The 14695-nt window shown below is 43.6% G+C and carries 12 protein-coding genes; 7 read left to right on the forward strand and 5 right to left on the reverse strand.

Annotation, left to right across the window (positions count from 1 at the left end; genetic code table 11):
• The first annotated feature begins 52 nt into the window (after positions 1-52).
• Together KFT32_RS26370 and murQ are read left to right on the forward strand one after the other, a co-directional pair.
• Positions 53-988, forward strand: coding sequence for an ROK family protein (locus KFT32_RS26370; RefSeq protein ID WP_211750317.1), 936 nt, complete (start codon positions 53-55; stop codon positions 986-988).
• 99 nt (positions 989-1087) lie between these two features.
• Positions 1088-1999 (forward strand): N-acetylmuramic acid 6-phosphate etherase, encoded by a 912-nt coding sequence (murQ, locus tag KFT32_RS26375; protein WP_211750318.1) that lies wholly within the window; start codon positions 1088-1090, stop codon positions 1997-1999.
• Positions 2000-2073: 74 nt separating this feature from the next.
• Here the strand turns inward: murQ and KFT32_RS26380 are convergent, their stop codons facing one another.
• From KFT32_RS26380 to KFT32_RS26390, 3 genes are all read right to left on the reverse strand, one after another.
• Positions 2074-4044 (reverse strand): methyl-accepting chemotaxis protein, encoded by a 1971-nt coding sequence (locus KFT32_RS26380; protein ID WP_211750319.1) that lies wholly within the window; start codon positions 4042-4044, stop codon positions 2074-2076.
• Between the two features lie 170 nt (positions 4045-4214).
• On the reverse strand, positions 4215-4868 hold the full coding sequence (locus KFT32_RS26385; RefSeq protein ID WP_211750320.1) for an amino acid ABC transporter permease: 654 nt from the start codon (positions 4866-4868) through the stop codon (positions 4215-4217).
• Positions 4869-4960: 92 nt separating this feature from the next.
• Positions 4961-5794: a transporter substrate-binding domain-containing protein gene (locus KFT32_RS26390; protein WP_211750321.1), complete on the reverse strand. Its 834-nt coding sequence runs from the start codon at positions 5792-5794 to the stop codon at positions 4961-4963.
• Positions 5795-6305: 511 nt separating this feature from the next.
• On the opposite strand from KFT32_RS26390, the gene KFT32_RS26395 reads away from it, so the two are divergent.
• A complete protein-coding gene (locus KFT32_RS26395; protein ID WP_211750322.1) occupies positions 6306-7745 on the forward strand; it encodes a serine hydrolase domain-containing protein in 1440 nt (479 codons plus the stop codon).
• A 54-nt stretch (positions 7746-7799) separates the two neighbouring features.
• Positions 7800-8999 carry an acyl-CoA dehydrogenase family protein gene (locus KFT32_RS26400; RefSeq protein ID WP_211750323.1) on the forward strand — a complete coding sequence of 400 codons (1200 nt, stop codon included), beginning with the start codon at positions 7800-7802 and terminating at the stop codon, positions 8997-8999.
• Positions 9000-9086: 87 nt separating this feature from the next.
• Here KFT32_RS26400 and KFT32_RS26405 read toward each other — a convergent pair whose 3' ends face one another.
• On the reverse strand, positions 9087-9926 hold the full coding sequence (locus KFT32_RS26405) for an ABC transporter permease (protein ID WP_211750324.1): 840 nt from the start codon (positions 9924-9926) through the stop codon (positions 9087-9089).
• A 44-nt stretch (positions 9927-9970) separates the two neighbouring features.
• The gene (locus KFT32_RS26410) at positions 9971-10747 is read right to left on the reverse strand and encodes an ABC transporter ATP-binding protein (RefSeq protein WP_211750325.1); all 777 of its coding nucleotides are present in this window, start codon (positions 10745-10747) and stop codon (positions 9971-9973) included.
• Between the two features lie 540 nt (positions 10748-11287).
• On the opposite strand from KFT32_RS26410, the gene KFT32_RS26415 reads away from it, so the two are divergent.
• The 3 genes from KFT32_RS26415 to KFT32_RS26425 all read left to right on the forward strand — a co-directional run bounded on the left by KFT32_RS26415 (position 11288) and on the right by KFT32_RS26425 (position 14571).
• Positions 11288-12211, forward strand: coding sequence for a TauD/TfdA dioxygenase family protein (locus tag KFT32_RS26415; protein WP_211750326.1), 924 nt, complete (start codon positions 11288-11290; stop codon positions 12209-12211).
• A gap of 68 nt (positions 12212-12279) precedes the next feature.
• On the forward strand, positions 12280-13314 hold the full coding sequence (locus tag KFT32_RS26420; protein WP_249436159.1) for an ABC transporter substrate-binding protein: 1035 nt from the start codon (positions 12280-12282) through the stop codon (positions 13312-13314).
• Between the two features lie 342 nt (positions 13315-13656).
• Positions 13657-14571 carry a TauD/TfdA dioxygenase family protein gene (locus KFT32_RS26425; protein WP_211750328.1) on the forward strand — a complete coding sequence of 305 codons (915 nt, stop codon included), beginning with the start codon at positions 13657-13659 and terminating at the stop codon, positions 14569-14571.
• The last annotated feature ends 124 nt before the right edge of the window (positions 14572-14695 follow it).

The following is a 14695-nucleotide window of genomic DNA, read 5'->3' on the forward strand; positions in this document are numbered from 1 at the left end:
TCCTTACAAATATACCCTATAATCTATAAAAAATTGGAATGGAGACATTTTCATGAAAGTCTTTATTGGCGTGGATGGAGGCGGTTCCAAAACAGAGGTTATAGCCATGCTTGAAGATCAGTCAATTGTTGCTAGATCCCGCAGTGGTTCGACAAATCCATATGCTACCACACCCCAAAATGCAGCAAATGAACTCGAAAAAGTGCTCGATGAAGTTTTTCAAACGATAGATAAGAAACAATATTTGTGTGAAGGTATTTGTCTTGGTATGTCAGGTGTATATCACGATTATGAGAAAAAAGTGATACAAGACCAAGTAGTAAGTTATCAACAAAAACAACAGATGTCCTTTAGAATTAGTATTCAAACGGAAGGCGAGATCTCATTAATGGCCGCCACCGGAAAAAGTACCGGAGTCCTTGTTATTGCAGGGACAGGATCTATTGTTTATGGATTTCCGCCAAATAGTGCTGCTGTCCGCACAGGTGGCTGGGGACATCTACTCGGTGATGAGGGCAGTGGATATCAGATCGGACTTCACACCCTTCAGGGAGTGATGAAGAGTCATGATCGCGTCCTCCCGAATACGATGCTAACCTCACTACTATGCGAAGCATGGAATCTAAGTCATATCACTGAACTTCGAACTGTAATCTACGGTCTGCCTTTTGATAAAAAACAAATCGCCTCAGTAGCTAAGCTCTGTATAGAGGCAGCCGAACTCGGCGATGAACTTGCACAGAATATCATCCAATCCCAAGCCGTTGCACTCGCAAATACAACAATCGCACTGCTGCAATCCCACCCTTATCTTCAGGAAGATATCGTTCTAGCAGGTTCTATTTTTCTTCACTCTCCCTTGTTCAGGACATGTTTCACCCAGAATGTACAGACCACTTTCCCTCGGATTCAAGCAATCGTCAGTTCCGAGAATCGTACGCCAGCTTACGGCGCTGCCCTGCTTGCGCAGCAACTGTTCAGTGAATAGAGAAAATATAATAAAAGAAGTAGATATAGATAGAAACAGGGTCTACTTGAAGCAGAAGTAATTACATATCAGCCAGGTAAGAATAGGAGGCCGTTACTTATGAAACAAGGACTTCACCGTTTAATTACAGAGCAGCCCAATCCGAGAACAGAACATATTGATCAAATGAGTTCCCTGGAGATCATGAAATTAATTAATGAGGAAGATCAAGGTATTGCCGGGGTTATTGAAACTTTACTCCCTGAGATAGCGAAGGTTGCTGATCAGATTGTTGAGAGTTTTGCCTCAGGAGGGCGCCTCTTCTATATCGGCGCTGGCACAAGCGGAAGAATCGGCATTCTCGACGCTTCCGAATGCCCTCCTACATATGGAACAGATCCTTCCCTTGTGCAGGGACTCATTGCTGGAGGTTTTGAAGCAGTAAGAACGCCGGTGGAAGGCGCAGAGGATAGTGAGGAATTAGGTAGATCGGAAATTTCCTCCCACCAAATTGGTCCACTCGATGTCTTAATCGGTATAGCTGCGAGCGGAAGAACGCCTTATGTGCTGGGCGCGATGAAAGCAGCGCGAGCAAGCGGTGCTTATGTGGTTGGACTTTGTAACAATCCTGATTCAGCGATGATTCCTCATGCTGACACGATGATTGAGGCCGTCATAGGACCAGAAGTCATTATGGGCTCGACCCGGATGAAGTCCGGCTCTTCCCAGAAGCTGATCCTTAATATGTTGACGACAGCCGCCATGGTTCGCTCTGGTAAAGTATACCGAAATCTTATGGTTGATCTGAATCCATCCAACGAAAAGCTCGTCATCCGAGCGAAGCGGATCATCCATCTAGCGACCGGAGCAGCCGAAGAGGAGATCGACACTGCTTATAACGAATCTGGTGGTCATGTAAAGACAGCCATTGTTATGCTGATGACCAGCACGAATGCCGAAGAAGCACGTGAGCTGCTATCACGCTCTGGTGGTTTCGTAAGGCAGGCCATCATCCCCTCGCCTACACCCTGAATAATAGCGTAAATGAAAGAAGACACATCATCCCTCTTACCGGAATGATGCGTCTTTTTCTCATATTGCTATCTTTATAATTTGAAACGTTGGATAATATCTTGCAGCTCATCAGCAATATTGGATAAAGCTGCTGCTGAGGATGCCACCTCTTCCATGGTCGCAAGTTGTTCTTCTGAAGCAGCCGAACCTTCCTGTGCGCCTGATGCGATTTCATCAGATATCGCTAGAGCAATTTCAAACACTTCATTTACTTGGTCCATTGAAGTATCCATCTGTTTAGAAGCCGCCGAAACCGCACCCATCTGTGCTGCAACTTGTTGGATAGATACCAGTATTGATCTGAATCGATCACCTGCTTCAATGACAGTTTCAATACCTTTATCAATTTCCTGAGATGCTGAGTACATGGAGGCTGACGCTTCCGTTGTTCCCTGCTCCATATCATGCGTAAGCTTTGCTATACTTGCTGCTGAGGCAGCAGATTGCTCTGCAAGTTCCTTTACCTCTTTGGCAACGACGGCGAATCCACGGCCATGCTCTCCTGCTCTCGAAGCTTCAATCGAAGCATTTAACGATAAAATATTGGTTTGCTTCGCAATATTCGTAATCATCTCTACAATTTGACGGATTTCCACTGTTTTACTGCCAAGCCCTTCAATCACATCATTCAGATTCGACGCAGATGTGCCAATTTGCTTCATTTGCATACTCGCCTGTTCGATCTGTTCCATACCTGCTTGAGATTCTATAGATACCTGCTCTGTAGCAATAGAAACATCCTCTGCTTGCAGAGTGATCTCTTTGACACCTACAGACATTTCAGCGACCTGCTGCTTCGCCTCTGCAAGACTTTGATTCGAGTGCATTACTCCGATAGCTGTTTGTTGCATAATGGTGGCCACCTGTTCCGTGGCCTTGGTCGTTTGCTCTGAACTCGCTGCCAGCTGCTGAGAAGAAGCCGCTAACTGCTGAGAAGTATCACTAACTTCGCCCAGGACAGCACGGAGCGAACCTGTCATCGCATTAAACCCTTCAGCCATCAGACCGTATTCATCTCGCCGCTTCACAGACAGGTCGATCGTTAAGTCACCATCACCAACATTCTTTGAAGCAGAAACTAATGCCTTAATCGGCCTATGCAGACTGCGAATAATTGGAATCATAATCAGAAGTCCAACAATGGTTGAAACCAAGAGCACAATAGCTAGTGTTTGTACCATTGGGACCGATGCTTTCATATACTCTTCCGGATCTACCTCCGCTACGATCTTCCACCCTGTCGTAGGATGTGTTATAAAGTAACCGTACTTGTCCTGACCCGCTAGAGAATACTGTAGAACCCCATCCTGGGCATTTACTATCTGATCCGATAAGGTTTCAATTGCACTGGAACCCGCTCCAAAATGGGTACTTACCAGGTAATTCCCCTTTTGATCAACAAGATAGATGGATCCTTCCTCTCCTATTTTCATTCCATTCACTGTAGATGCAAGGGAATTCAGACCTAGCTGAATGCTGGCTACCCCTTGTCCATCAGATAAACGTCTTGCTAATGTCACAACGACATTACCCGTAACCGCTGATTTGTACGGTACGCTAATGACCGTTTCACTCGTTTCCAAAGCTTCTTTGTACCAATCTACATCTTTCACCGCTGCATTGTTACTCTTTGCGGGTGATTTCATTTGTTTTCCTGTTACGTCCGATACAAGCAGTATGGATTCGATCTGTAGATTGCTATCTCTCATGTTATCAAGCAACTGCTGTACATTTGCATCTCTATTTACAATCTCTGTTCCACTTGTTTGCATTGAAATAAGCCCAATGTTTGCCTTCTGGCCCTCAATCAGAGAGTCAATCTGCTTACTCACCAGCGTCATGGATTGCTTCCCGTTTTCTTGGCCAGCCTCCCTAATCTCGTTATCAGCTGTCCTAAATGAAAATACAGCGGTAATAATACTTGGTATGAACAAGAAGAGGACAAACGCAGAAATCAGTTTCACTCTTATCGACATCAAGCTTTTCTTTGGTGTTTTGTTCAAAAAAATAGCCCCCTTCTAGCTTAAACATACAAAAGTACAAATGAAATGAGTTCAGATTAGGTATATCTGAGCAACCATTGCAAAAGTATTCTATATATCGGCATACAGGAACCAATATTTTATGATGAATCTCATATTCCAATAGAATGACGATCATTCTTTCTTAAAAATTAGTAAACTAGTCGACGCTCCAAATAATATAGTAGTTTGCTGAGAACGTAAGTAAGAACAAAATAAAGGAGTGCCGCTGTCAAATAAGGTTCCCATACGGCGTAATATTGGCCGCTCATCATCTGGCTATAATACATAATTTCTTGGACTGATATAACAGCAAGTAAAGAAGAATCTTTGACTAGCACAATAAACTCATTACCAAACGCAGGGATCATCCTTCTTATTGCTTGAGGAATAACGATATGGCGCATCGCCTGAAACTTGGTCATACCAAGAGAATAAGCTGCTTCAGACTGACCTTTGTCGATGGATTGAATTCCCGCTCTGTAGATCTCTGCCGTATATGCTGCTGAATTCAGTGTCATGGCTAGAACTCCCGCTATAAGGCCATTCGACTCACCAAGAATGAGTGGCACAAAACCGAAGTGGATAATGAGAATTTGTACGAAAAACGGAGTTCCTCGAAAGAAGTTAATATATAAACTGGCTGGCCACTGAAGATAAAGCTTTGAGGACATTTTACCAAGTGAGACGACAAAACCGAGCATAGCACCGAGCAGTATTGATATGATCGATAACCCAATAGTGAGTAGAGTTCCTTCTAGAATTAAAGGTAAGTATTCAATGACGATATCAAAGCGAAAATCCATACCAAGCACTCCTTCTTCTTAAGCATAAGAAGAGCCTGTGCCGGCACTATTGCTGACACAAGCTCTCCGGTTGATTCCTGCTATGAGGTGATTTACTTCGAAGCCTTGTTAATCTCTTCTTGCAAGCGAGTCATATCCGGTTCTTCACCGAACCATTTTTTGTAGACTTCTGCATATTTCCCGCTCTCAATGATCGCCTTGATTGCTGGGTCAATCTTAGCTTTCAATTCACTGTCTTTGGGATAAAGAATGCCATAATATTCTGAAGCAAAGTTCTCTGGATCAAGTACGGAGTCAAACGGCTTGTCAGGGTTGTTTTTCATGTACTCCTGCACAATCGCTACGTCCGCTACAACCGCATCCACACCACCGCCAGAAAGTTCCATCAGTGCAAGCGCATTACTGTCTAGTCTTTTTAAGTTACTATTGCTTTTGCCAACAATTTCTGTCATTAACGTATCCGCTGTTGTTGAACCTTGTACTGCCACTTTTTTGTCCTTTAGATCAAGAGCACTCGTAATTCCTGCCCCTTCTTTAAACAAGATCATGTTCGTCGATTCAAAATAAGGCAAGGAATAGTCATAGGATTGTTTACGCTCTTCCGTAATGGATACACTAGAAATCCCAGCTTTGTATTCCGTTCCTTGCTTAACACTTGTTAACATCGCATCCCAACCTGTATTCGTCACTTCAAAGTCAATTCCAGCCTCATCCATGACCGCTGCTACAAAATCAATATCGAATCCCGTAATTACACCCTTGTCCATAAATTCCATTGGTGCGTACGCCGCATCAGTGGCGAATTTTATTTTTTCTGTCGTCTTCCCTTCACCACTAGTACCTGAAGATGGACTCGCCTCATTACCGCAAGCAGATAATACAGACACAATAAAGATAAGTAATATGACACCAATTTTTTTATTCATATCATTTTACCTCCGTCTCTTCGATAATCTTAAGCAGATTCTATCAACTATTGGATAATTTAACAATCATTTTTATTATAATATGTTAAGTAAAGTGACACAAATTATTAAATAGTGCAAATAAATAGTAATCTAGTACATAACCCGAGTTAAAAAACTAGGTAAAATAAAAAACACGATCTATTCGTGCTTTTTTATACAAGTTATTTAAACAATTTATTAATAGTATAGTGAACCTACAATTATGGAACTGCCTATTATTTATTTTAATTCTATTACTCTGCTCTATGATCTCCTCTGCGTCTTCCAGCTTGCGGCTTGCGGCTTGCGGCTTACGGCTTGCGTTTTCGTGCAGCCTTTCTCATGGGTGACTTATTATAATAGGACATCCAGTATATGGGTTGTTTACCACTCTTACATTCGTTAAAATAAATACCAGTATCTTCATGTGAACGCTGTTCGCCTAGAAGGCTTTTTTGAATAAATTCATGTCAGGAGGACTTAACACTTCATGATTTCTACCAAACGATATACATCAAGGAACGCTCAGAAACTGTTCACTTTACTTTTGGCTGCAGGCCTTGTTCTTGCTCCAGCAGGAACACTAGCAGGGACCGTCTATGCTGCTTCTGCTTCCTCTATGGTAACGAAACCTGCAAATATTGAAGTTGACTCACAGTCGGTAACATGGGAGTTTCCCCCTTTTGTGCAAAATGGAACGACGTTCGCTCCTCTCAGACAAGCGGCTGCCGCACTTAAAGGGAAGGTAAAATGGAACCAAGCGACCCAAACCGTGCAAATCGAGAGCAACGGGGATATCATCTCCCACCAAGGAGGGACTAATATCATTACAGTAAATGATGTCGTCCTTACCTTGCCTGCTGCTTCCAAAAACATGGGCGGGACACTGATGATCCCGCTTCGTTCTCTATCCGATGCAATGAAGTCAACACTCCAGCTAACAAATACATCCACTCACATGAACATTGTTTTGAAGTCAGACCGAGTGACTGAAGTTCGTAAAGAAGCAGTATTCATCGATTCTTATTTGCTGAAATCAGGATTTTCTGGAATAGCACTCGTAGCTACGGACGGAGAAGTAGAGCTGCGTAAGGGATATGGGCTATCAAAAGAAAATATACTCGTAAAGCCGGACCAAAAATCCCGAATTGCTTCCATTACCAAAGGCTTTACAGCTGCCGCCATCATGCAGCAAGTAGAAGCTGGAAAACTCTCCCTAACGGACAAGTTGTCCAAATACGTGAAGGGAATAGATCGCGGAGATGAGATTACCTTGCATATGCTCCTTTCTCACACTTCCGGGCTGCCTTCCAATTTCACACGAGAAGAAGGGATTACGCTTGAGGATACGCTGGACGAAATTCGTACCAAAAAGCTAATGGCCGAGCCTGGAGCAGAGTATCGTTACAGCAATAATGGCTTCATCCTATTAGCCTACATTCTGGAACAAGTAACCGGTGAAGAATACGGATCATACTTACAAAAACATGTGTTTACCCCTTTGGGGATGAAAGATACCGGGACAGCTACGAAATCAACAAATACCATCAAGGGATTCGTTGATCAGAAAGGAATCTGGACGCCGGCCGATTACTACGTTTCTCAATCAGGAACAGGAACGCTCTATTCTACTGTCGATGACCTTCTAAAATGGGACCAAGCTTTGAAGAATGGCAAAGTAGTAAGCGATGAATCTCTTGAAAAAATGTTTACTCCTTACTCAGAGAAGGATTATGGTTATGGTTGGATGATAAGCGAAACAACCAAGGGCCTAAATGTTTTCCATAATGGCTCTGGGACAGGTTACTCTACAGGAATTATGCGCGACCTCGGCAACGGAGTAACGATTATCCTTCTAGGTAACCATGCCAGCATGGATACAATCACGATGATGAATGACATTCGTAAACAGGTGACCGGAACAAAGTAAAACGAATAGCAGGTTATTGTTGATACACCATACATGTAAAGGGGATGGTTATCCGTGTCATCATTCGAGGACTCCTATATCAGATCTAAAGACGATCAGGATAAGCTGATCCGCATACGTCACACGGCTCTTAGGCACATCGAAGGGGCAAGGCTTGCTGATGAGAACAATGAGCTGAACTCAGGACTGATAGCTGCTTTGCTTGCGGAAGGTTATCATACGTATTCTATACCGACTGAATTTGGGGGCGCACAGATTTCCCTCCCCCTCTTTCTAATGTGCCAAGAACAAATAGCCACAGTAGATGGACCCACTGCTCTAGCCATCGGCTGGCACCACATTACGATGTTTAACCTTGCTTTCCATCGGCTTTGGAAAGACACCACTTATCGTGCCCTGTGTAATGATGTAATTACAGCTCACACTCTCATTAATGCAGCTGATTCAGAAACCGCGACAGGGAGCCCTTCGCGGGGAGGAAAACCACAGACCAAAGCTCGAAATACAACCAGAGGATATATCCTGAGTGGCCGTAAGATATTTACTTCTTTGTCTACAGCGCTCACCTATTTTATCGTATCCGCAACAGACGAGGATACAGGTGAGGTTTCAGAATATTTGATTCATAAAGATATGGACGGAGTTTCTATTGAACCCACTTGGAATATGGCAGGCATGCGGGGAACAGCCAGTCATGATCTTGTGCTAGATGAGGTATTGCTGCCGAAAGAAGCACTCGTACTGCATCGTTCACAGAAGCCAGCCGGTATACCCAATGTCTATTTGCTTAACATTCCCGCTGTATATCTCGGTATTGCACAAGCCGCACGTAATGAAGCTGCCAAGTTTGCAGCCAGTTATCAGCCGAATAGTTTGACGCATCCCATTATAGAACTGCCTCATATTCAGCAAAAGATTGGCCAGATTGAACTTGAGCTGACTACGGCAAGACATTTTTTATACAGTGTTGCTGAACGTTGGGAGCACCTCGGACCGTCTCCGTCTGAGGAGAACATGAGGCAAATCGCTCCCGATCTCGGGGCAGCTAAAGTTTTTGCCATACAAACTGCACTTTCTGTTGTAGATAAAGCGATGCGTATCGTAGGTGTGCACAGCCTTTCCCAGACCAGTCCTTTACAACGCTATTACCGTGATGTGCGGTTTGGACTTCACAATCCACCTATGGATGATGTGGTACTACAGCAGCTTGCGAAACGTTTAGTTACCGAACTAGAGGATCAAGAAACGAAGTAAATAAGTTTTTAAAAAAGTTCGCATTACAAAAGACCTCCAGGGCCAGCTCGGTCCGGGAGGTCTTTTGAATTACCTTTTCAATTATCCCTATCCCTTATAACTATCCTGCCAGCGTAGTAATTGATTCTCTAAAATCCGGACAAGCGAATCCGATAATTTCCCGACGATAGCAAAAATCGTAATTCCTACAAACACCACATCCGTCTGCATAAACGACCTTGCATCCTGAATCATATAGCCAACACCCGTATCTGCACCGAGCAATTCAGCAACGACAAGGCAGAGCCAGGCAATACTCAGCGATAAACGAATCCCAAGCAGGATGTTAGGCAGTGCTGCAGGGATGACGAGTTTCAACATTTGAGAAAAACGGCTGAATTCCATTACACGGGAAACATCAAACAATTTTGCATCCACATTACGTACGCCAAGAAACGTATTTACATAGAGCGGAAAAAAGGCGCCCATCGAAATCAGTAATATTTTAGATAGTTCTCCAAAACCAAACCACATAATAAATAAAGGGGTTATAGCAAGGAGAGGGATTGTTCTGATCATTTGAACGGTTGGATTCAGTACTTCTTCAAAGGATCTGTACATGCCGACCAACATCCCGAGTATCAATCCACTGCTTGCACCCAGTAAAAAACCAAGAGAAGCTCTTACCACACTGATCCGTAGATGATGCGGTAACTCCCCCGAACCGGTAAGCTGAATGTACTGTTTTATAATCAGCCAAGGTGATGAGAACATCTGCTGTGAAATTGCACCTGTTCCACTCAGGATTTGCCAGAGAATAAGAATACCGGCGGGGAGCAGTGCCCCTCGCAGGAAGAGTCGCCATTTGCCTCCAAATCTAAATCCAACAGCTCGGTCTCCCCTCTGCTGAACGGCCGTATTTTTACGTGCTGCAAGCGGTAGAGCCATCTCTACTTCTTCCCTTCACAATAAATTTTCAAGTCAATGACCAATTAAATACTATACGCCTCCTGTTCTTCCCGATGATCGAGCTCATCCAGTACGTGAGTACGCAGTTCTGTAAAGGAACGACTTGTTCTTTTTCGAGGGTACGGAAGATCAATCGGGACAATGGATTTTACCCGTCCGGGACGGCGGTCCATTACGACCACACGAGTGGATAAAAATACTGCTTCATCAATGTCATGTGTGACAAGTACCATCGCTGTTTTATTCGTTTGCCATATATCAAGCAGTGCCTCCTGCATATGACTTCTGGTGAAAGCATCCAGTGCTCCAAAAGGCTCATCCAACAGTAATACCTCTGGTCTTCGTAGAAGAGCACGAGCAATAGCTACCCGCTGAGACATCCCCCCTGATAACTGCCGGGGATATGCTTTCTCAAAGCCACTTAGCTTAACTAATTCGATCAGCCGGTTTACGCCATCCCTTGTTTCCTGATTTTTGAGAGACAGATCTGCAGCTATGTTTTGCTCCACAGTCAGCCAAGGGAACAATCTCGGTTCTTGAAAAATAAATCCTTTCTCCTGAGAAGGACGTTCTACTCTTTTTCCTTTCAGCAGTATTTCCCCATCGTAATCCAGATCAAGCCCGGCAATAATCTTAAGTAGCGTACTTTTCCCACATCCACTGGGGCCAATGACGGTTGTAAAATCTCCTTCTTTCACGGCCAGATCTATCGAATCTAGCACATGTGTATCTCCTTGTTCATTTCGAAATGTTTTGCTGACCTGACTAACCTCTAGTATTGAGCTTAATACATTAGACATCCGGAGTCCCCCGATTCATTTTAGTAGCCTATTGTGTTTCGTTTCTAACCATAAAAAAAGAGACCGACAGCACAAATCATGCTTGCCGAATCTCTGGTGGTCCAGTTAATTCGTAAAAATCATTTATTTGTAAATAACTGGTTATAATTTGGCCTATCTTATCAGAATAAAAAGGACGTTGTCAATACCCCATAATTTCAGTGTGGATTAAGATATATACAGTGATGTTTCCTTAACATTATTTCCGTTTTCTCATTTTGCTGAAAAAATTGACCATTTAAGAGCATAATAAATTTACATACTTTTCTATTTTTTATAAAAATAAGGGTTGACAAGTTTGTTTGAAGACGATAAGATTTGGCTCATCACAAGTCAAATAACAGTCGCTTTACTAGCGACCCGATGCTGAATCAACTGGACGACCAGAGATTTGGAGATCAGGACTTACTGCCCTGAGATCTCTAAATTCTGTCGTCTTTTTTTTGCATCTAAATACCACTAAACAGGTGGGAATACATTATATTAAGAGAGGTGTACACGATGAATCAAACCGGTTATTTATCCCGAAGTTACGCCCCAGTAAGAGAATTAAAGGCAGGTGCGAGGCAATTAAATAGATTTCCGAACGGCAATCAAGAAGAACATCCCTACACTTTGTTTACACTCAAACCTTTGGGTCCCCTGCTTGGAGCTGAGATCGAAGGTGTCGACTTGGGAACTCCTCTTGGCTCAGATTTAAAAGCAGAACTTCATCGTGCTTTCCTGGAATGGAAGGTCCTCTTCTTCCGTAATCAGCAAATTACAAGTGAACAGCAAGTCGCTTTTGCCAAAGAATGGGGAGCGCTCGAGAGACACCCTTTTCTACCTCAAGGAAGTGCCGAAGAAATTACCCGCTTTGAGAAGAATGCCAATATGACTGGGAACGAAAATGTTTGGCATGCCGATGTCACTTGGCGTCTGGAACCTGCTCTTGGCTCAGTCCTTCGTTTATCTGAAGTTCCTCCTCTAGGAGGAGATACTTTATGGGCTGATATGGGGGCCGCCTATGATAATTTGCCGGATGAGGTGAAGGAACACATCGATGGACTAACAGCCATACATGATTTCACCTCTACCTTTGGCCGCCATCTTCCGCCCGATGTGCTAGAAGCCAAGCAAACCGAGTTCCCGGCCGCTGAACATCCAGTCGTACGGACTCATCCTGAGACAGGAAGAAAAACATTATTCGTAAACGCTGCCTTTACTGTACGCATTGTAGGGCTTGCAGAAGAGGAAAGTGAAAAACTGCTGAATTACTTATTTCGCCAAGCTCACATTCCAGAATTTCAGGTACGCTTCCACTGGGAAGCTAATTCCATCGCCTTATGGGATAACCGGGCAACCCAGCATTATGCAGCTTCCGATTATTTTCCGAATCGCCGAATCGCGGAACGGGTATCTATAGCCGGGGACCGCCCTTTTTAGTCCATCACTTTTCACGGGCTACTGCTATTCAATACCCAGAACCACAACCCAGGATGGGAGATAAAAAAATGACACGCAGTCCAATAAAAAAATCGAATCTTGTCACACTGGTATCCGTTCTAATCATGGTGCTTGCAGCTTGCAGTAACGACAACGCAACTGCCCCATCCACAAGTGGATCTGGAGAAGCCGTAGCGGCCGGTAATAATTCATCTAAGGGAACAGTTACTGTTAATCTTGCTCTCAATGGAGTAATTAGCCCCCTCCTAATCGCTCAGGAAAAAGGATGGGTGGACGAAGCCTTTGAGGCACAAGGTACAAAAGTCGAATGGAGTAAATTCACGAGTGGCCCTCCGCTGCTAGAAGCCCTTGTATCTAATCGTGTAGACCTTTCCTGGCTGGGTGACGGAGCTACCATTACGGGCGTAGCCAATCAATTGCCTTTTGAAATTGTAGGGCTTATCGGAGATGGTAAGAATCTGAACAACCTGATCGTTCCTGCAGATAGCAACATTTCTTCCGTGGCCGATTTGAAAGGTAAAACGATTGGTGTGGCCAAAGGAACAACCTCTCATGTGTATTTAATTAAAATCTTACAAGCAAACGGTTTGTCGCAAGATGATGTAAAGCAGATCAATCTGCAAGCAGACGATGCTCTAGCCGCCTTTGAGACAGGAAGACTCGATGCCTGGGTCACTCTAGATCCTTATGTAACCTTAAATGTGCAGCAGAAAAAAGCAAAGATCATTGAAGTGAAAGACGAAATCTACGCACCTGTCTCCATGATCGCTAGGACTGATTTTGCTAAGGAACACCCTGACATTGTGGTTGAGTATTTGAAAGTGTATAAAAAAGCGCTCGAATGGCAGCACGATAACCTGGATGAAGCCGCTGCAATTTATGAGAAATATTCTAAAATCCCCGCACCAATTATCAAAATAGTATTAGAACGAAGTGCCAATCACCTCTCCGCTTATACGCCTGAAGCTTTAAAAGCACAAGAGGCCTCCTCCGAAATATTGCTAAATCATGAGTTTCTGAAGAAGAAACCTGACTTTGCAAAAGCAATTAATGATTCATTTGTAGCGCAAGTAATTGACTAAACATCGAAGTCCCTATCTAGGTTAATAAGATTAGCAATCAATAGATATACTGCCATCTATTGTTCCTCTGTAGTGTTCAATGCACCTGGACTGTATATCTCTTAGACCTATGTGCTACTAAGATCTGTATGACTTACCTTCTTCGCCATCTATGCTCCACTTACATTGCTACTATACTTCTTTACTTTGTTTGCTTCATTCCCTTACATACTAAGTCGACACATTTTACTGTTTCATTCACTTTGTATGCTAAGCTCGGCTTCTTCTATTCATCTCATATCAGTTTAATGGAGTTACAAATTTTATTATGCGGCAGACCACATATCAAGGAGGAGTTTATTCATGAGTAATCTTACCCAAAGCCAGGTCGTCCAGCTTGAAATCGTTCCGGTAGCTGGAAGAATTGGCGCTGAAGTAAGAGGTGTCGAATTATCCGCTGATCTCTCACCTGCTGTTATCGAGTCCATTCAAGAGGCTCTGCTCTCATACAAAGTTCTATTCTTCCGCGGGCAACATCAATTAGATGACGAAGGTCAGGAGCACTTTGCCAAACGTTTAGGAGAACTTTATGCTCACCCAACCGTTCCCGTCAAAGATGGAACAAGTGCTGTGCTTGAGCTTGACTCCATTCATGGCGGCCGCGCTAACTCCTGGCATACCGACGTTACCTTTGTTGAAGCCTATCCTAAAGCTTCTATTTTACGAGCTGTCGTTATTCCGCCAGCTGGAGGAGACACTGTATGGGCTAACACAGCAGCGGCATATGAAGATTTAACTCCTGAACTAAAAGAACTCGCAGGAAGTCTTCGAGCGATTCACACGAATGCATATGATTACGCAGCAACCATACGCAGCGAAGTAACACAGGAGCAAATCCAGCGTCATAAAAATGTTTTTGCCTCTATTTTATACCAAACGGAACATCCTATTGTCAGGGTACATCCGGAAACAGGGGAACGTCACTTATTATTAGGACACTTCGTAAGAAGAATTCCAGGACTCAAAACAGCAGACTCCGACCGAATTTTAAGTATATTACAAGAACATGTTACACGACTTGAAAATACTGTTCGCTGGCGATGGGCTGTAGGAGATGTAGTAATTTGGGATAACCGGGCAACACAACATTATGCAATTAATGATTATGGTGATGCACACCGTGTTGTGCGACGAGTTACAATTGCGGGTGATGTACCATTCGGGATCAATGGACGCAAAAGCTTTTCACTTGAGCCAAAATCAGAACAAGCTGAATAATCAGATCTTCATTTCAGCGAAAATATAAACATAAAAAAAACCCCTTCGCTTTCGCGAAGGGGTTTACTGTGAAGCGGGTGATGGGAATCGAACCCACGCTATCAGCTTGGAAGGCTGAAGTTCT

This window comes from Paenibacillus sp. Marseille-Q4541 (assembly GCF_018310695.1).
GTDB lineage: Bacteria > Bacillota > Bacilli > Paenibacillales > Paenibacillaceae > Paenibacillus.

Excerpts from the sequence above, each read along its gene's own strand:
- KFT32_RS26395 (WP_211750322.1), top strand. The coding sequence starts at position 6,306 with ATGATTTCTACCAAACGATATACATCAAGGAACGCTCAGAAACTGTTC.
- murQ (WP_211750318.1), top strand. The coding sequence starts at position 1,088 with ATGAAACAAGGACTTCACCGTTTAATTACAGAGCAGCCCAATCCGAGA.
- KFT32_RS26385 (WP_211750320.1), bottom strand. The coding sequence starts at position 4,868 with ATGGATTTTCGCTTTGATATCGTCATTGAATACTTACCTTTAATTCTA.
- KFT32_RS26370 (WP_211750317.1), top strand. The coding sequence starts at position 53 with ATGAAAGTCTTTATTGGCGTGGATGGAGGCGGTTCCAAAACAGAGGTT.
- KFT32_RS26425 (WP_211750328.1), top strand. The coding sequence starts at position 13,657 with ATGAGTAATCTTACCCAAAGCCAGGTCGTCCAGCTTGAAATCGTTCCG.
- KFT32_RS26410 (WP_211750325.1), bottom strand. The coding sequence starts at position 10,747 with ATGTCTAATGTATTAAGCTCAATACTAGAGGTTAGTCAGGTCAGCAAA.
- KFT32_RS26405 (WP_211750324.1), bottom strand. The coding sequence starts at position 9,926 with ATGGCTCTACCGCTTGCAGCACGTAAAAATACGGCCGTTCAGCAGAGG.
- KFT32_RS26390 (WP_211750321.1), bottom strand. The coding sequence starts at position 5,794 with ATGAATAAAAAAATTGGTGTCATATTACTTATCTTTATTGTGTCTGTA.
- KFT32_RS26420 (WP_249436159.1), top strand. The coding sequence starts at position 12,280 with ATGACACGCAGTCCAATAAAAAAATCGAATCTTGTCACACTGGTATCC.
- KFT32_RS26415 (WP_211750326.1), top strand. The coding sequence starts at position 11,288 with ATGAATCAAACCGGTTATTTATCCCGAAGTTACGCCCCAGTAAGAGAA.